15 protein-coding genes and 3 pseudogenes are annotated in these 18418 nt (G+C 36.5%); 4 read left to right on the top strand and 14 right to left on the bottom strand.

Annotated features, from left to right (window positions below; genetic code table 11):
• Positions 1–3: 3 nt before the first annotated feature.
• The 9 genes from B5E95_RS01665 to B5E95_RS01625 all read right to left on the bottom strand — a co-directional run bounded on the left by B5E95_RS01665 (position 4) and on the right by B5E95_RS01625 (position 9012).
• Positions 4–1701, bottom strand: coding sequence for a proline--tRNA ligase (locus tag B5E95_RS01665; protein ID WP_087235461.1), 1698 nt, complete (start codon positions 1699–1701; stop codon positions 4–6).
• A gap of 40 nt (positions 1702–1741) precedes the next feature.
• Complete coding sequence (gene rseP / locus B5E95_RS01660; protein WP_087176032.1) at positions 1742–2998, bottom strand: RIP metalloprotease RseP; 1257 nt, start codon at positions 2996–2998, stop codon at positions 1742–1744.
• A 10-nt stretch (positions 2999–3008) separates the two neighbouring features.
• Positions 3009–3824 carry a phosphatidate cytidylyltransferase gene (locus B5E95_RS01655; protein WP_056945435.1) on the bottom strand — a complete coding sequence of 272 codons (816 nt, stop codon included), beginning with the start codon at positions 3822–3824 and terminating at the stop codon, positions 3009–3011.
• A gap of 2 nt (positions 3825–3826) precedes the next feature.
• Positions 3827–4561 carry an isoprenyl transferase gene (locus tag B5E95_RS01650; protein ID WP_087176030.1) on the bottom strand — a complete coding sequence of 245 codons (735 nt, stop codon included), beginning with the start codon at positions 4559–4561 and terminating at the stop codon, positions 3827–3829.
• Positions 4562–4563: 2 nt separating this feature from the next.
• Complete coding sequence (gene frr / locus B5E95_RS01645) at positions 4564–5121, bottom strand: ribosome recycling factor (RefSeq protein WP_025005931.1); 558 nt, start codon at positions 5119–5121, stop codon at positions 4564–4566.
• Positions 5121–5846 carry a UMP kinase gene (pyrH, locus tag B5E95_RS01640; RefSeq protein ID WP_025005930.1) on the bottom strand — a complete coding sequence of 242 codons (726 nt, stop codon included), beginning with the start codon at positions 5844–5846 and terminating at the stop codon, positions 5121–5123. The genes frr and pyrH overlap by 1 nt, the downstream gene beginning before the upstream one ends.
• A gap of 139 nt (positions 5847–5985) precedes the next feature.
• A complete protein-coding gene (gene tsf / locus B5E95_RS01635; protein WP_056945436.1) occupies positions 5986–7011 on the bottom strand; it encodes a translation elongation factor Ts in 1026 nt (341 codons plus the stop codon).
• Positions 7012–7044: 33 nt separating this feature from the next.
• The gene (gene rpsB / locus B5E95_RS01630; protein WP_056945437.1) at positions 7045–7818 is read right to left on the bottom strand and encodes a 30S ribosomal protein S2; all 774 of its coding nucleotides are present in this window, start codon (positions 7816–7818) and stop codon (positions 7045–7047) included.
• Between the two features lie 162 nt (positions 7819–7980).
• Positions 7981–9012: a GIY-YIG nuclease family protein gene (locus tag B5E95_RS01625; protein ID WP_025005928.1), complete on the bottom strand. Its 1032-nt coding sequence runs from the start codon at positions 9010–9012 to the stop codon at positions 7981–7983.
• Positions 9013–9076: 64 nt separating this feature from the next.
• On the opposite strand from B5E95_RS01625, the gene B5E95_RS01620 reads away from it, so the two are divergent.
• Positions 9077–9691, top strand: a complete 615-nt coding sequence (locus tag B5E95_RS01620; RefSeq protein WP_087176029.1) for a lysophospholipid acyltransferase family protein — start codon at positions 9077–9079, stop codon at positions 9689–9691.
• Between the two features lie 103 nt (positions 9692–9794).
• The gene (locus B5E95_RS01615; protein ID WP_087176028.1) at positions 9795–10970 is read left to right on the top strand and encodes an SAM-dependent methyltransferase; all 1176 of its coding nucleotides are present in this window, start codon (positions 9795–9797) and stop codon (positions 10968–10970) included.
• 101 nt (positions 10971–11071) lie between these two features.
• On the opposite strand, the pseudogene B5E95_RS01610 reads toward B5E95_RS01615, so the two are convergent.
• A pseudogene (locus tag B5E95_RS01610) lies at positions 11072–11930 on the bottom strand (IS982 family transposase).
• 144 nt (positions 11931–12074) lie between these two features.
• On the opposite strand from B5E95_RS01610, the gene B5E95_RS01605 reads away from it, so the two are divergent.
• Positions 12075–12917: an SLAP domain-containing protein gene (locus tag B5E95_RS01605; RefSeq protein WP_087176931.1), complete on the top strand. Its 843-nt coding sequence runs from the start codon at positions 12075–12077 to the stop codon at positions 12915–12917.
• Positions 12918–13094: 177 nt separating this feature from the next.
• Here B5E95_RS01605 and B5E95_RS11110 read toward each other — a convergent pair.
• Positions 13095–13283: pseudogene (locus B5E95_RS11110) on the bottom strand (hypothetical protein); the annotation flags it as partial.
• Between the two features lie 148 nt (positions 13284–13431).
• On the opposite strand from B5E95_RS11110, the gene B5E95_RS01600 reads away from it, so the two are divergent.
• Positions 13432–15192 (top strand): oligopeptide ABC transporter substrate-binding protein, encoded by a 1761-nt coding sequence (locus B5E95_RS01600; protein ID WP_087235460.1) that lies wholly within the window; start codon positions 13432–13434, stop codon positions 15190–15192.
• Positions 15193–15639: 447 nt separating this feature from the next.
• Here the strand turns inward: B5E95_RS01600 and B5E95_RS01595 are convergent, their stop codons facing one another.
• The 3 genes and pseudogenes from B5E95_RS01595 to B5E95_RS01585 all read right to left on the bottom strand — a co-directional run bounded on the left by B5E95_RS01595 (position 15640) and on the right by B5E95_RS01585 (position 18357).
• Complete coding sequence (locus tag B5E95_RS01595) at positions 15640–16107, bottom strand: Dps family protein (RefSeq protein WP_025006478.1); 468 nt, start codon at positions 16105–16107, stop codon at positions 15640–15642.
• 22 nt (positions 16108–16129) lie between these two features.
• Positions 16130–16378, bottom strand: a pseudogene (locus B5E95_RS01590) (FAD-dependent oxidoreductase); the annotation flags it as partial.
• 35 nt (positions 16379–16413) lie between these two features.
• Positions 16414–18357 (bottom strand): M13 family metallopeptidase, encoded by a 1944-nt coding sequence (locus B5E95_RS01585; RefSeq protein WP_087235459.1) that lies wholly within the window; start codon positions 18355–18357, stop codon positions 16414–16416.
• Positions 18358–18418: the final 61 nt, after the last annotated feature.

Below are 18418 nucleotides of genomic sequence, written 5' to 3'. Positions count from 1 at the left end.
AAATTATCCTAACTCTTGATTTACAAACTTATCTAATTCATCAATTGACATTTCGGTTGCCTTATCATCAGTAGGTCTCTTAACCTCAACGATACCATCAGCAGCCTTCTTACCAACCGTAATTCTAATAGGTGCACCGACTAAATCTGCATCTGCGAACTTAACACCAGCACGTTCCTTACGGTCATCGTATAAAACATCATACTTTTCACTGAACTTCTTTTCAAGTTTTTCAGCTAATTCGGTTTGATCTTCTTTATTCATTTTCATTTGAACAATGTGAATTGCAAATGGTGCAATTTCTTTTGGCCAAGCAACACCGTGTTCAGTCAAGTGTTGTTCTACAGCTGCTGAAAGCATTCTGGTAACACCAATACCATATGAACCCATGATAACAGGCTTAGCCTTACCATTTTGATCCAAGAAATCAGCACCCATAGTCTTAGTGTAATAAGTTCCAAGCTTGAAAATATGACCAACTTCGATTGATGTTGTGAACTTAAGTGGCAAATGATCAACAGGATCTGGTTCGCCTTCGTTTGCTGTTCTAATGTCAGCAAATTCATCAACCTTAAAATCACGATCCAAGTTAGCATTTTCAAATTGGTAATCAGTTTCACCAGCGCCAACGACTACGTTGTAAAGATTCTTAACAGTTTCGTCTGCAATAATCTTGTCAGCCCAATCAGCATTAACAGGACCAACGCCGCCCTTTTCACTACCAGTAATTTCTTTCAAATCAGCAGTGTCTGCTTCATGGACTTCATCAGCGTCAAGAACATGTCCAAGTTTTACTTCATTGATTTGCTTATCGCCACGAATTAAAACCAAAACTTTTTGATCATCCGCAATATAAAGAATACTCTTAACAATTCTAGTTGCTGGAACATTCAAGAACTTAGCTAATTTTTCGATTGTATCACAATCTGGAGTTGCTACTTTAGTAAGTTCCTTTGCATCTTCTGGTTCTTGTTTAAAGGTATCAATACTCTTAGCCATTTCAAGGTTAGCAGCATATGTTCCCTTTTCATTAGTAGCAATAGTATCTTCACCAATAGCAGCTGGTGCTTGGAATTCAGTTGAGTTTTTACCACCCATTGTACCTGAGTCAGCAATTACTGGGTGTACAGTAACACCGGCACGCTTAAAGATTCGCTTATATGCACTCTTTTGATCATCAAATTGCTCATCTAATTGATCACGAGTTGCGGCAAAACTATAACCATCAAGCATGACAAATTCACGACCACGGAGTAAACCGAAACGAGGACGATTTTCATCACGGAATTTAGTTTGAATTTGGTACAAAGCTAATGGCATTTGCTTATAACTCTTAAGGTTCTTAGCAATAATTTCAGTAAAAGTCTCTTCATGGGTAGGTCCAAGCAAACTTTCACGGCCATGGCGATCCTTCAATTTGAACATTTCAGCGCCGTACTTCTTGTAACGACCTGATTCTTGCCATAAAGTAGCTGGTAATAAATGAGGCATGATCATTTCAGGAACATTGATTTTTTCCATTTCATCTTCAATAATTCCTTCAGCCTTACGTAATACACGATAACCTAATGGAAGATAAGCATAAACACCAGCAGTAACCTGACGAATATATCCCCCTCTAATCATCAACTTGTGACTTTCTGCCACAGCATCTGATGGAGCTTCCTTTAAAGTTGGCATAAAAAATTTTGATTGACGCATTACTTTCTCCTAAAGTAAAAACAAAACTAACTATTATTAATTATTTTATAAAATAGCGATAAATGTCATTGCCTGTAACTGCAATAATTAATACTAATAATAAACCAAAGCCAATTAATTCAACAATTGCCTCATGTTCTTCTGAAATTGGTTTACCACGAACTAACTCAATTAAGTTCAATAAAAGTTTACCACCATCTAAACCTGGAATTGGAATTAAATTAACAATTCCCAAATTAATTGAGATCATTGCTAAAAAGGCTAATACATATGTAAAGCCCATTTGTGAAACTTGCGAAGTTTGAGAGTAAATTCCTACAGGACCAGATAATTTATTAAGACTAAAATGTCTAAATAAGTTACCTACTGCATTAAAAATCAAACCGGTTGTAGAAACAGCTGTATCCCAACCTCTTTTTAATTTTACGCCAGCATTTTCATTACTTTTAGCAACAATACCTATTTGATAAATTTTTTGCTTCTGAATTCGATGAGCCTTTGGTTTAACTATTACAGTTTTAGTAGAGCCATCTTTACTTAATTCAAATTTAAGACTCTTACCTTTGCTTTGATTAACTTTTTCAGTTACCTGTTCAAAGCTATTAATCTTTTGACCATTAACCGCTACAATTCGATCACCTGGTTCAATTTTAGCAATCTGAGCAGGTGAACCATTCGTAGTAGATTGAATAGTAGTTGTGGCTGGACCTGGCACCGTAAATGTCCAGATTAAGAACACAACAAAACCTAATAAAATATTCATAAAAGGACCAGCAAAATTAGTTGCTAACTTTTGCCAGACCTTTGCTTCATTAAATTGAGTATCACGAGGTGCAATGATTAATTCGGTACCATTTTTTTCAATGATAGTTGCATCATGATTAACATGGTAAGTTACCGGTTTATTTTCATCGCCATTCTCATAGCCTTCAATTACTAAATTATCTACTAAATCTGCCTTAGTAACTTGAACGGGAATACCCTCTATTGGCATGTCAGATTCAGAAGCATCTATTCTAACCACTTCATTCTGATCATTTAACTGCAAAATTACAGTCATGCCCGGATCTAATTTGCTTTCATCATCAGATCCTGCTAATCGAACATAACCACCAAGTGGTAGCCACCTGATAGTATAAGTAGTAGGATTTCTTCTAATCTGAAATAACTTAGGTCCCATACCAATTGAGAATTCTCGCACAAGTATACCTGATTTTTTGGCTACAATAAAATGTCCAAATTCATGGACAAAAACTAATAAGCCAAAAACGATTAAAAAGATTAGTATACCTTTCAATAAAATTCTCCTAGTGAACAATACCTAAGATAGCAGCTACTACAGGTAAAACAAATAACATACTATCAAATCGGTCTAAAATACCACCATGTCCTGGTAAAATTTTACCAGAGTCTTTAACACCGTAGAAACGCTTATATGCTGACTCAACTAGGTCACCCATTTGACCTACGATTGAAAGGAAGAATGCCAAAATTACCATAGTTAATTCGGAAACTCCAAAAACAATGTTAAAGTGACTCAAAATTGCTAGGTAAATTGCACTACAAATCAATGCACAAATAACGGCACCAATTGATCCTTCCCAAGTTTTATTAGGGCTAATTACTGGCCATAACTTATGTTTACCAATCTTACGACCGATCATGTAAGCACCAATATCAGTTGACCAAACAACTACAAACACGTAACCCAATAAAGCTAAACCATTTTGCGGGTAAGCTCTAATGGCTGCCATGTAGTGGAAGCCAATCCCTATATAAAGTGATGCCAAGATGTAAACACCAACATCATCGAAAGTAGTCTTATTTTTAGAAAGTACTGTCCAGGTTAAGAACAGCATAACAATTCCAAAGAATACTCCGAATTTGGTTATATTAGGTGGGAATGCCTTAAAAAATGCATCCGGCACTGTCCATGTCAAAGTTGCAAGCAATGCTAGCAAGAAATCAAATGAGACCAAAATCTGTTTTTTCATTAAAAAGATCTCACTAATGCCGACTGCAGCAAATAATACAGTCAACCAATCCATCCAAAGGCCACCTGCAAGCACAATTGGAATAAATAAAATCAAGGCAATAACTGCCGTAATTACACGTTGTTTCATATTTAACTATCCGATTCGTCTACCTTACCAAAGCGCCGATTACGGTGCTTAAAATCATTTACAAATTTTCTTAAATCATCTTCATCAAAATCTGGCCAATTTTTATCACTAAAAGCCAACTCTGAATAAGCTAATTGCCACAATAAGAAATTAGATATTCTTTGTTCTCCTGATGTCCTAATTAACAGGTCAGGATCTTGATACTTGCCAAAATTTTTGGTCATCAAGTGCTGGGAGATCATTTTCTCGGTAATTTCTTCACTTTTTAGTGTACCAGCTTCAATCATGCCACCTAATTCTTTCATTGCAGTCGTTATTTCTCTTCTAGAGCCATAATTAAAAGCGAAATTAAGAATTAAGCCAGTATTATGAGCAGTTTCTGACATTGCTCGTTGTACTATTTTATAAGTCTTTTCTGGCAATTCGTCTAAGTAACCCATAATGTTTACTTTAACGTTATTTTCCATCAAAGTCGGCATGTATTTGTCGAAAAAGCGCACGGGAAGATTCATTAAATAAGCTACTTCTTCTTTAGGTCTAGCCCAGTTTTCAGTAGAAAAAGCATATAAAGTTAGCACTTTAATTCCTAACTTATTAGCTGCTAGGGTAATTCGCTCAACATTATCCATGCCTTCACGATGTCCTACAAAACGAGGCTTGTGCCTTTTCTTAGCCCAGCGTCCATTACCATCCATGATAATGGCTAAATGATTTAATTCATTATCCGTCTTGCTCATGCTTAACCTTGAGTAATTTCCTTACGCTTTTCATCAGCAAGTTGATCAATCTTTTTAGTAGAATCATCAGTTACCTTTTGAACTTGCTTTTCTAAATTGCGTTGTTCATCTTCAGTAATATTGCCGTCTTTTTGTTCTTTCTTCAAAGCGTCCATAGCTTCGCGACGAACATTTCTAACGGCGATTTTAGCATCCTCAGCGTATTTTCCAACTTCTTTGGCGATTTCTTCTCTTCTTTCACCAGTAAGTTGAGGAATAACTAATCTAATAACCTTACCATCATTGGCTGGAGTTAAGCCTAAATTAGAAGCTAAAAGAGCATGTTCAATATCATCCAAACTATTTTGATCATATGGAGTAATAAGCAAAACACGTGGTTCTGGAATAGTAATACTTGACATTTGAGTCAATGGAGTAGGTGCACCATAATATTCAACTTGAACATTGTCAAGAAGAGCAGCATTGGCTACACCGGCACGAATTGAAGCTAATCTCTTTTGATAAACCTTAATAGATTTATCCATGTTATCTTGTGCTTTTTTAATAGTTTCGTTATTCATTATTTGTCACCTCTAATAACAGTACCAATATTTTCACCCATAACAACCTTCTTAATGTTGCCTGGAGTATTAACGTTAAATACAATTAATGGAATTTCAGTATCCATTGAAAGTGAACTTGCAGTTCTATCCATAACCTTCAAGTCTTTTGAAATCAAATCAAGTTGAGTTAATTCAGTAAACTTAGTAGCTGTTGGATCAGTCTTAGGATCAGCTGAGTAAACACCATCTACACCATTCTTGGCCATCAAAATTACATCAGCGCCAATTTCAGCAGCACGAAGAGCAGCAGTAGTATCAGTTGAGAAGTATGGGTTACCTGTACCACCACCAAAAATAACTACGCGCCCCTTTTCAAGATGACGGAGTGCTCTTCTTCTAATATAAGGTTCAGCAATTTGTCTCATTTCAATTGAAGTTTGCATTCTAGTAGGAACACCAACTTTTTCAAGACCATCTTGTAATGCTAATCCATTCATAATGGTAGCAAGCATACCCATGTAATCGGCTTGTGCACGTTCCATGCCTAACTTAGCACCGGTTTCACCGCGCCACATATTACCGCCACCACATACGATGCCGATTTCAACACCTAAATCATGAACAGATTTAATTTCTTTAGCTAAATGACCAATTACAGTTGGATTAATTCCATTTCCCTTATCACCTGCTAAAGCTTCACCTGATATTTTTAAAATGATACGTTTATATTTAACTTGACTCATAGTGACCTCCTCTAATAGCTTTAATTATTCTACCATATCTAACTCAACAATGTCTTGATAGTAAAAACAATCATAATAAAAAATAAAAAGGAGAAGCACTTAATGTACTCCTCCTTTCTATCATAATGTAATTTTTAAATTACTTCATTTGTTCGCGAACTTCAGCAGCAAAGTCTTCTTGCTTCTTTTCGATACCTTCACCAACTTCGAAACGTTGGAAAGCAACTAACTTAGCGCCTTTATCCTTCAAGAATTCGCCAACAGTCTTGCTATCATCCATGATGTAGTCTTGTGATAAGACTGCAAATTGCTTATCTACTTGAGTGTTATCATCGATAAAGCGCTGCATCTTACCAGGGATAATTCTGTCCCAGATCTTTTCTGGCTTGCCTTCTTCTTTAAGTTCAGCCTTAATGTCTTCCTTAGCCTTAGCTAAAACATCATCAGTTAATTGCTTTTCTGAACCATAAACAAGGTGTGGCAATGGCTTCTTGTGTACCAATGCACGACTTTCATTGTCTTGATCAATCTTGTGGTTCATTACAGCTAATTGATCAGTAATAAATTGATCATCTAATTCGTCAGGTGAGATAACCTTTGGCTTCATAGCTGCAATGTGCATTGCCAAGTGCTTAGCAGTAGCTGCATCGGCACCTTCTAAAACGGTAATAACACCGATTTGGCCACCATTGTGTTGGTAAGCACCAAATTCTTGATCATCATTCTTCTTTTCCAAAGCGAAGCGACGTAAAACAATCTTTTCACCAATGGTAGCAGTTGCATTAACGAATGCTTGATCTAAAGTTGAACCATCGTCCATCTTTAATTCCTTAGCTGCTTCCATATCAGCAGGTTGACCTTCAGCAATGGTCTTAGTTGCGTCCTTTACTAAGTTAACAAACTTATCATTTGAAGAAACAAAGTCAGTTTCTGAGTTAACTTCGGTAATAGCTGCTACATTGCCATTAACGTAAACACCAGTCAAGCCTTCAGCTGCAACACGGTCAGCCTTCTTAGCAGCCTTAGCCATACCCTTATCACGAAGATATTGGATAGCCTTGTCCATGTCACCTTCAACTTCTACCAATGCCTTCTTAGCGTCCATAACGCCAGCACCAGTACGTTCACGTAATTCTTTAACTAATTTTGCAGTAATTTGTGCCATTAATAGATCCTCCTACGGAACTAACAGTAAAAACTAGTCTTCTGGGTTTTCTTCAGCGCTAACGATTTCTTCTGAACCATCAGCATTTTCCTTAAAGTCAACCTCAACAGATTCGTCATCTTGACCTTGCTTACCTTCAACGATAGCATCAGCCATAGCACCAGCGATTAAGCGGATAGCACGAATAGCGTCATCGTTTGATGGGATAACTACGTCAATTGGATCTGGATCAGTGTTAGTGTCCACCATAGCTACAACTGGGATACCCAAAATGTTTGCTTCGTGAACAGCGATCTTTTCCTTCTTAGGGTCTACTACGAACAATACATCTGGGATTCTTGGCATATCTTCGATACCACCTAAGAATCTTTCAAGCTTGTCCATTTCCTTAGTTAAAAGTGCAACTTCCTTCTTTGGAAGAACATCAAAGGTACCGTCTTGTGACATTTCCTTTAATTGCTTTAATCTCTTAACACGGCTTTGGATAGTAGTCCAGTTAGTCAAAGTACCACCTAACCAACGTTGGTTTACGTAGTATTGACCTGCACGAGTTGCTTCTTCAGCAATTGAGTCTTGAGCTTGCTTCTTAGTACCTACAAATAAGAATACGCCACCGTCTTCGGCAACAGCCTTCATAAAGTTGTAAGCATCATCTAACATCTTGATAGTCTTTTGCAAGTCAATGATGTAGATACCATTTCTTTGAGTGAAAATGTAAGGAGCCATCTTTGGGTTCCATCTTCTAGTTTGGTGACCGAAGTGGACACCAGCTTCAAGCAATTGCTTCATTGTAACAACGTCTGCCATATTTATATTCCTCCTATGGTTTTATATCCTCTCAAGCGTTCATTTCATCATCAAACCACTACCTAGGGCACCACGATGATGATCGCTCTTGATGTGTTTTAAAAATTATATGCTAACACAGCATACTTGCCTATTTTACAAAAAATAATTTTATTTTTCAAGCTAAAAATTAATATTATGCTCTCTTAAAAATTTTTCTTTCCAAGCGCGTGAATGGTGCTTAAACCAATACTCTCTTTTTAAAGCTAATCTTTTATCGTCAAATTGCTCATGGTAAATCATACGAACTGGTCGCCTAGATTTGGTGTATTTAGCGCCTTTGCCAGAATTATGCATTTTCAGGCGATGATCTAAATCATTAGTAAAGCCACCATAAAAACTACCATCATTGCAAAGCAAAACGTAAAAATAGTATTTACCTCGGGCGTCATGTTTAGCTTTATCTTCAGGGGTCTCTCGAACTATTCTTTGAATTAATGGCTTAAATTCATCATTTTTGTCATGAACTTCGATTGCATCCCTAAGTTCAGTTCCATCTGTCCCAGTGTGCTTTACGGCTTCAACGATAATTAAATTTGCATCATCTCCGCGGTGAGACACAAATGGTTGCACTAATTTTACACTCAAATCATGCTTCATGCAGTAGTAACAAATCTCGCCTAATCGCTCAGGTCGATGTACCATAAACATCTTCCCCTTCATTTTTAATAAGCCACTGGCAACTTCAATAATTTGCTCTAAATTAATTAACAATTCATGACGAGCAATTGCTTTTTTTCTATCTGGGTTTACCTCATGCCCTTCAGGGGCCTTAAAGTAAGGTGGGTTAACTGTTACTACATCGTAGCTATCCTTACGCAAAAATTTTGCGGCATTCAGTACATTATCCTTATACACTGCTATACGATTTTCCATTTGATTAAGTTCAATAGAGCGCTTAGCTTGCGAATATATTTCGTCTTGAATCTCAATTGCATCATAGTGCGCACGATTGAAGTAAGCCATATAAATCGTTGCAGCACAATTTCCCGCACATAAATCTGCTACTTTATCGCGATCACGAATTTGATTCTTAGCCCAATAAGCCAAAAGCAATGTATCCATAGAAAAGCTAAAGGCAGTTTTATCTTGGATAATCCGCAAATCATCACTGTACATATAATCAATTCGTTCATTATCTTTAAGTTCTACCATAAAAATATTTGCCTTTCTTGTCTATCTATTTTTATAATATTACAACAATTGGAGGAACAAAAAGATGTTTTATAAAATAATTCGTCCGATTGCCCGCTTTATCGTATGGGTACTAAATGGACACTTACATATTCATCACAAGAATCGTTTACCTAAAGGTAACTATATCTTAGTTGCACCTCACCGTACCTGGTGGGAACCTATCTTGTTTGCCTTAGGTGCTAGTCCAATGGAATTTATGTTCATGGCTAAAATCGAACTATTCAAGAATCCGGTTTTACGTTTTATTTTAGATCATGCTCATGCTTTTCCAGTTGATCGAAAAAATCCCGGACCATCGGCTTTAAAAATTCCAGTTAAAGGTCTTAGAAAAGGAAAACTCTCATTGATTATTTTTCCTTCAGGAACCCGTCATTCAGCTGAATTAAAAGGTGGCGTACTTTTAATTTCTAAAATGTCCAAAAAGCCAATGGTACCCGTCGTTTATCAAGGTCCATTAACTTTTAAAGGACTGCTTAAGCGCAAACCCCTAGAAGTTAACTTTGGTGATTCAATTACAATTGATCGTAAAACTAAATTAACTCATGAAAATGAACAAATTTTATTCAAGCAACTTGAAGATGCCTGGAATAGCTTGGATAAAGAATTAGACCCTAATTTCCATTATGTTGCCAAATAAAACAGCTATTAGCTGTTTTTTATTTTGCTCTCATCCCATTAGCAAATAAAAAGAAAGAAGTGTTAAAATACTTTTAGGTTTTAAATATTGGAGGAAAAAGCAATTGTTAGAAAAAACATTTTACAAAATGATGCTTAGCAAGTCCTTCCCTTTTCCCGTTAAAGTAACCTACTGGGACGGTAAAAGCGAAGTCTACGGTAATGGTACTCCTGAAATCGAAATTGTTTTTAACGAAAAGATCCCTATGGGCGACATTACTAGAAATGCTTCACTCGCACTTGGTGAAGGATACATGGATAAGAAAATTGAAATCCATGGGGATATTCAAAAATTAATTTTTGGTGCTTACGAAAGTGCCGACAGTTTCATGCGTTCCTCAAAGTTCCGCAAATTTTTACCAAAGCAAAAGCACACTGAAAAGCAAAGTGAAGAAGACGTACAAAGCCACTACGATATCGGTAACAACTTCTACAAGTTATGGCTTGATCCTACTATGACTTACTCTTGTGCTTACTTTGAAGATGGCAACGAAAACGATCTTGAACAAGCACAAATTGCTAAAGTTCACCACATTTTAAACAAATTAAACCCACAAAAAGGCAAGACTTTACTCGACATCGGTTGTGGCTGGGGTACATTGATGCTCACTGCTGCTAAGGAATATGGTCTTAAGGTTACCGGTGTTACATTGAGTGAAGAACAATACAAATTAGTACAAAAGCGTATCTACGATAAAAACTTGCAAGATGTAGCTGAAGTTAGACTTGAAGACTACCGTGAACTTGGTGATCAAACCTGGGATTACGTAACTTCAGTTGGTATGTTTGAACACGTAGGTTCAGAGAACTTACCTAAATACTTCCAAGATGTTTACAAGTACTTAAACAAAGATGGTATTGCTTTGATCCACGGTATTACTCGTCAACAAGGCGGTGCTACTAACGCTTGGATCAACAAATACATCTTCCCAGGCGGCTACATTCCAGGTTTGCAAGAAATTGTCGGCGACATCGTTGACAGTGGCTTGCAAATCACTGATATGGAAGCTCTTCGTCGTCACTACCAAAGAACTCTTGAAATTTGGGACAAGAACTTCAATGCTGTTCGTGATCAAGTTGAAGATAAAATGGGCGAACGTTTCACTCGTATGTGGGACATGTACTTGAATGCTTGTGCTGCTTCATTTGAATCAGGCAACATTGATGTCATCCAATACTTGCTTACCAAGGGCCCTTCTGGCAAGAACTTACCAATGACTAGAAATTACATGCTTAAGTAATTAAAACAGAAAAGTAAGCGTCAAAAACTGAAGTATCTTAAAACCCCATCCAGTTCATGCTAAGATGGGGTTGTTTTATATATATTCAAATACGCGTGGTGCTAGTTAAATCGTTCTAGACAATATGCCATATTATAAGCTAAAATGGCAACTTCGAGTCTCTCTTGAAAACCTGCTAAACTTCTAGCTCGATTATTTTCAGCGTTGTAGTAAGACAAAAGCGAAAAATCACTCTCGATGGTCTTTCTGAGTGCCATTAAATAGTGCTTATTGTGCTTTTGAGCATTCTTCATGTTTTTACGATATGGTGTCCAAAACGTATAGCCCATTTGCTCTAAGCGTTGATGCAGGTTTTTGCCCAAATATCCTTCATCGCCCAAAAGGTACCGATTGTCAGGATGAGCGTTAGTAATCAGTTCTACTGTTTCCTTAGCATCATGAACTGAGGCCTTGGTTACGATATAATCTAGCAAGTAGCCGTCGTCGCTAACAATAGCGTGAACCTTAAAACCATAATAATAGATTTTTTTGGTTGCCTTATAGCCAATATCGGCATAGCCGCGAAAGATCTTTGCTCGACGATTGCGAATTGGCTGACAGACTGGCACAGGAAAGCTATCAATAATCAAAATGTCGCCTGACAGATCTACTTCCTCATTAAGGCCATGTCGAATTAAATAGATCAATGGCAAAAGCATGCGTGCTCTGCGATTAAAGCGAGAGTGAGATAAATTAACAAGCTTTTCACAAAATCTTCTTTGAGATTCAACGCCCAATGAAGCCTGCCAAATAAGCAAGGCCAGAATAGAACTGTCAGATATTTTACACCGATTGATATTCCGTCTTTGCTTTAATGCATCTGGGGCATAAAGTTTGTACAAACAGCAACAAATTATATTTAAACGACTAAAACTAACTTGTGTTAGGATGAGAAAAACGCTTAAGCTTAGGGTAGTTCAATCTAGTCAGACTCTTTTCTATTAATATGTTTACAAGTCGAGTCTAACAAGATTGGACTTTTTTTGTTAACTAAAACAATTTAACCAGCACCACGCGTATAATAATAGCAAATAAAATATTGATATTTTCAAGGGAGGAATATCCATGAAACTCATTAAATCAATCAGCTTAGCTGCCGCCGCATTATCTTTAACAGCACCAGCTATTGCACTTGTAAATCCATCAATCACTACTGCTCAAGCTGCTACTAAAAAGTCAACTGGCACAATTACTGTTGGCGATAACAATAGTAGTGTAATCGGTGTCTACAATGCTGCTGGCAAACAAAAGAATCAAAAGATTAGGAACGGCACTACTTTTAAATACTACGGCGCTCCTAAGTTAATCAACAATGAATATACTTATAAGATCGCTAAAGACAAGTACGTTCCGACTTCCGCAATTTCAACATTAAACGGCAAGAGCGTCTTATATATTGCTAATAATTCATATGTTTACGACAAAAATGGTAAGCGCGTAACTAAGAACTCTAAGCGTGTCTTATTGCGTAGATCTCGAATTGTAAACTACACCGGCTCGATTAAAACAGCTGCTAGTGATGCATACCGCTTCTTAGTAAATGATGGCAAAAAGATGGCTTTATCAACTAAGACTATTAAGGGCCACCAATATTACAGCATCGGTAAAAATGCATATATCCGCGTATCTAATGTAAGTTACGTAAATAATGAACCATTATATGCTGCATACCAAACTGTAACTTTAGGTAAGCATAGCAATGAATCTAAAGTCCCTGTTTACGATGCCGAAGGTAAAACAGTTAGCCAAGAATTAACTGCTGGCAGCAAAGTTAATGTTGACCGCACTAAGACTATTAAAAATGGCGACCAAACTTTGATTTTATACGGCATTAAGGGTCAAAAGTCATACATTGATATGAACGACATTGCAACTATGCCAAACTTGGCTGTTGCACCAGAAGAATAAAATTCAAATAATTAATTTAAATTTAAGGCCAGTCGAATTTGATGCGAACGCCAAATTTGGGACATATTTTAGATCACTCTATTTTAAAACCATATTTCGATATTTTATCGGAGTATGGTTTTTCTAATGTCTTGATACTATCACAATTGTAGTAATAAGATGTACGCTTGGTGCTAATTAAAGCTTGTCCATCAATACACCATTATATGTTAATATTGTCATTTCTAAGCGGTTTGAAATCCTACTAAAATGCGTGTTCTATTTTCCGCATTATAATAAGCTAAAAGTGAAAAAATACTTTCATTTATCTTTCCTAATTTTCATCAACTTACGATCGTTATGTTCCCTAGCACTTTGCATATTCTGCTATATAGAGTTCAGGGATCTGACTTATCTCTATTATGTTTTAGGTATCCTAAGATCTAATCTTTTTAATTTTATTTATATTTTTTAATAATCATATAATAAAATTCAAATATAATTTAATAAAATTTCTTTGGAGGTACGCTTTATCATGACTAAAGCAAGAAAATATTTTGGTGCATTAGCACTTATTTCTGGAGCAACTTTAAGTTTAGTTGCATGTGGTAATAACAAACATACAAACAGTAGTAATGCAAATAAAACTAATCATAAGTTTAGCGAAACTGTTCCCGTAAAAAGTATTAAAAAAGGAGGAACTTTAACCTATGCTCTTGAATCAGACAGTCCATTCACTGGTATTTTCTTACCAGAATTATCAGATACTACAATTGATGATAAGGTACAAAGACCAGGTCTAGAATCTTTATTTTCAACAGATGATCAATATAAGATCAATAATAAAGGAGCTACTACTTTTAAACTAAATCGGAAAGCTAAGACTATCACAATCGAAGTGAAAAAAGGAGTTAAGTGGTCAGATGGTAAGCAAGTGAATGCTAAAGACGTTGAATTTGCTTATGAAATTATTGCAAATAAAGACTCTAAATCACAAAGATATACTGAATCTTTAGCTGATATTGTTGGTCTAGCTGAATATCATGAAGGTAAAAGCAAGAAAATTTCTGGAATTGAAATGCCTGATGGTGAAAATGGACGCAAAGTCGTACTCCATTTCAAGCAAATGAAGCCTGGTATGCTTCAATCAGGTAATGGATATTTCTGGGAATATGCTGAGCCCTATCATTACTTAAAGGATGTACCTTTTTCAAAGCTTTTATCTAGTGACAAGGTCAGAAAATCCCCACTATTTTTTGGACCATTCCGTGTATCTAATATTGTTCGTGGTCAATCTGTTTCTTGGGAGCGTAATCCTTATTACTGGCGTGGTACACCAAACTTTGAAAAAGTAACTGCATCTGTTGTCAGCTCCAGTTCTGCTACCCAAGCCATTAAAAATCATAAATTTGATATTGCTGATGTGGTTAATACACAATGGGATCAAACTAAGAATGCAACTGATACTAACTTTATTGGTGAAGTTCCACTTAATTATAACTACTTAGCTTTTAAAGTTGGTAAATGGGATAAGAAGCTAGGAAAGAATGTTGAAAATAAGAATGCCAAGATGAATAATCCAGCATTACGTAAAGCAATGGCCTATGCAATGAATATTGATGCTGTTGCTAAACGCTATTACCAAGGATTAGCATTCCGTGTTAATACTTTGATTCCAGAACAATTTGGTGACTTTTCCGATAGTTCAATTAAAGGTTACCCATATAACTTGAAGAAAGCCAACGAATTACTAGATAAAGCCGGATATAAAAAGAAAGGCGAATTCAGAGTTCAACCTAACGGAAAGAAGCTTACTATTAATTTAGCTGTTAGAAACAATGCTACTACCGCAGAGCCCGTATGGCGTAATTATATCCAACAATGGAAGAAAATCGGTTTGAACGTTAAGTTTGTTGGCGGTCGTCCAATGGAATTTAACAATTGGGTACAAGCAGTTCAATCTGATGATCCAAAAATTGATGTCTTTGAAGGTGGCTGGCAACTTTCAAGTGAACCTTCTCCTAATGATCTTTATAGCGCTGCTGCACCATATAATATGGCACGTTTTGTTTCCCCTGTACAAAGTAAGCTTTTAGCTGATATTGACTCAGAAAAAGCTTTCAACCATAAGTATCGTGTTGACGCATTCAGAAAATGGCAAAAATGGATGTACAATGAGGCCTATGTTGTACCTACCACTAATTCATATTCAATAACCGCTGTTAATAAAAAAGTAACTGGATGGTCAGTTAAACCAAGCGCAACTAACTGGTTTAGTGCAGGGTTTGTAAAATAAACATTACCTAACTGTCTTGCCTAATAAATATCTTTTCTAAAATTTACTTTAATTAATCTAAAAAAATGCTACTAAATCTGACTGATTTGGTAGCATTTTTCTTGTGTATCACTAATAGTGACGTTATTAATGAAGGAATTGACCATCAATTTTTTCGTGTGCGCGTATAGATGTCTAGTCGGGCCAAATGATGGATAAACCTGCAACACAGACAAAGACCTGAAGGAAAGCGTAAAACTAAAGCAGAAGCTATGAAACAATGACACACCCGCGAACAGAGTTCGCAAGTTTCAGAAATAATTAATGTCTCGTTCAGATAATTTAGACATAACAAAAGCCTCGAAATTACAGTCCAAATTTCAGGTGCTTACGTAAATTGTGATAGAGCTTTTTGCCATAAAAAATAGCGAACCACTACAGATTCGCTATTTTCTCTAAATTTACGACTTATGCATCAATATCTGGAGCTTGACCAAGTTCAGCCGTTAACATCCAAAGCCGCTTTTCAAGATCAGTATGGAAACCAGTCAAAATATCATTAGTAGAGTAATCTCCTTCTTTATCAGAAGCTTCAAGCGCTTCTTCATAGAGCTTATCTAAATAACGATAGCCTGAAATGATCTTTTCAAGTCTTTGTGTATTAGTGAAGTCCCAACTCCCCTTTTCACCAGGAATTTTATTTAATTGAACAACTTCCCTTAAAGTGGCAACAGGTGAACCATCGATGGTAATTAGTCTTTCTGCAAGACCATCAATCTGATCATCTAGTTCATCCATTAAGTCATCAAGATATGGGTGCAACTTCAAGAATTGACTGCCGCGCATATACCAATGGTGACGGCGAACAATCATATGCATATGCAATAAATTAATGACTAATTCATTTAACTTTTCTTTTGTTTCTGGATACTTCATATTGAGACCTACTTTCATTAAATTAAAATTTAGCCCAGCCTAAGGTATGTTGGGCCGCCAAGTTAAGTATACTCCATTGACGGTCAAAACTTGGTGAGAAGAAGAAATCTTGTTCTGCAAAATCTTCTAAAGTAAGTCTATGGCTAATAGCTAAACTAAGGACATTTCCTTGACCTGTTAAATCATAAGTAGACATTCCGACCCCACCTAAAATTTGGTGGTTAAGCTTATCAAAGGTCAATGCTACATAACCTAATGGGTTATCTTCATCTTATTCACTTAGGCCAATATAGATTCTTGTTATTTTTACCAGATTGTAATTCTATCTTCTGGATCAAGCCACATACCATCTGTCTTCTTAACGCCAAATGCATCATAGAATTCATTTTGGCATTGAACCGGAATATTTACTCTAGTTGGTTGTGGTGCATGGACATCGGTTTGAACTTCAGTCTTAATTGCCTCTGGACGTTGTTTCTCCATCCAGCTTCTAGCGTAGTTTTCAAACAAATCCTTCAAATCTGCACCATCATTTTTGCCTGCTTGAACGGCGCAAGCTAAACCAGCAAGGTCAGCAATATTTTCAGAAACAACTTGCTTACCATTAATCTTAGCTGGACCATATTGCAAACCATCGAAAATGTCGATCATTTGGCCCACACGCTTGTTAAATTCAGCAAAGTCTTGCTTGGTCCACCAGTTGTTCATATTACCATTTTCATCAAATTTGGCACCGTTGTTGTCAAAGGCGTGAGAAACCTCGTGACCAATAGTAGCACCAATACCACCGTAGTTGGCACCTCTTGATTGGTTAATATCATAGAATGGCTTTTGCAAAATTCCAGCCGGGAAAGTTAAATCGTTTCTTTGTGGATCGTAGCAAGCATTGTTCAAGTTACCTGGCATAAGCCATACAGATCGATCAACCCGCTTAGTTAATTTATCCAGTTCGTACTTGGTACGTACTTTATCCATAGCAGCTTCATTTTCATATAAGCTCTTTTCAGGATCTACTTGTAACAAGTCAAAAATCTTTTCAATTTTTTCTGGGTAACCAATCTTAAGAACCAAAGCATTTAATTTAACAATTGCTTTCTTCTTAGTTTCATCAGAAAGCCAAGTATTATGGTTGATTCTTTCTTCATAAACCTTAAGCATGTTGTGAATCATATCTTCAACGTCATGTTTAGCCTTTTCGCCAAAGTACTTCTTACCATAGAAAATACCAACTACTTCATCAAAGGCACTGTTGGCAATACGATAGGCTTGCTTAATTTGTGATGGCATTTCTGGTGCGCCAGTAATTGCTTGGTTAAATGGAAAGGCTGCTTCTCTAAACTTTTGTGACAAGTACTTAGCTACGCTATTAATGTATTTAACTAGCATCCAGCCTTTGATTTCGTCAAAGTTTTCAGCGTTGATTAATTCTTCTGCATGGTCAAGGAAGCGTGGTTCCATCACAATTACCCGCTTTTGTTTTTCAGGTAAAAGTTCATCTAAGAATTTTGTCATATCGAATGACTTAAACTTAGCAATAAATTTGTCATATGAAACTGGGTTATAAATAGCAGCATCGTCGGCCCACTCTTCAGTAGACTTAACAACCTTGGCAACTTTTGCATCAAAAGCCAATGCATTATCAACGTATACTCTAGCTTCTGTTTTACCAATGCCAGCCATCATTAACAAATTAATGCTTTGATCTTGCAAAATGTCTAATAGCTTCTTAGCATCTTCTGTCTTATAAGTTGTTGTATCTGGCAAGAAGGTACTTGGACCACCGAAGTATAAGACATTGACATCGGTATTCTTCATATCGGCATCGACGCCATAAACGAATGGTAAAATATATGGACCCATGTATAAATCATTTGCTTTTTTACCCAAGTCGGCAAAATCAGTTAATGATAATAACTTTTGCAAGTCATTTTGAATAGGGTTTGCTTCTTCTGCATCCCTCTTCTCAAAATTCTTAGCAATCTTATATAAAGCAATTGCCTTATCAAAATCCTTAATCTCTGGCATCTTTTCCTTGCCTGCAGCAATATCGGCAAAGTCCTTCATCATTCTATTTTCAATCTTAATGTCAAGTTCTGAGTTGACACCAGTTGAAGTACGGTCAGCAGGGATTTCAGCTTTAGAAAGCCAATTTGAATTAACAGCCAAATATAAATTATCTTGTGGCTTAGCATTAACATCTGGTTCTGCAACATCGCCCGCACCACCGCGAACAGCGTAAAATCTTCTCATTTTTCCTCCTATGAATATTAATAATTATTTCATTCTTTTTAATCATTATAACAAAAAGACG

This window comes from Lactobacillus gallinarum, assembly GCF_002160635.1.
GTDB lineage: Bacteria > Bacillota > Bacilli > Lactobacillales > Lactobacillaceae > Lactobacillus > Lactobacillus gallinarum.
The sequence above is the reverse complement of the archived record's forward strand: the minus strand, read 5'-3'. Positions and strand labels throughout refer to the sequence as shown.